Annotated in this window: 1 protein-coding gene; it reads right to left on the bottom strand. The window is 61.2% G+C overall.

The window, feature by feature from the left end:
* On the bottom strand, positions 1-297 hold a 297-nt coding region (gene yfiB, locus QWI17_RS14920), incomplete at its 3' end, for an outer membrane lipoprotein YfiB (RefSeq protein ID WP_302723324.1).
* Positions 298-325 lie beyond the last annotated feature (28 nt).

The raw sequence follows: 325 nt of genomic DNA on the forward strand, positions 1-325 counted from the left end.
CGACGAGTCGGTATGCCCGTCTACCCGCACACGCTGGATACCCACGCCCAGCAGTGCCTTGCCGATCCGCTCGACAATCGCCTGGCTCTGGCTGTTGAGGCTGTCCAGGTCACTGCCGAACAACACTTTGCCAGACAAGTCATACGCCCAGCCTTCATCGGTGGGGGTAAAGCCTTCGCGCTTGAGCACGGCAATCTGTTCCGGGGTCAGCCCCTTGGGCGGCGCGCTTTGGCAGCCGGTCAGCGCCAGCACAGCGAGCAACAAGGCCCACAGTGGAAAACGTAAAGCCTGTATCACGGGTTCAGCTCCTGTTGTCGATAGGGTT

Source organism: Gilvimarinus gilvus (assembly GCF_030518155.1).
In the GTDB taxonomy this organism is placed as follows: Bacteria; Pseudomonadota; Gammaproteobacteria; order Pseudomonadales; family Cellvibrionaceae; genus Gilvimarinus; species Gilvimarinus gilvus.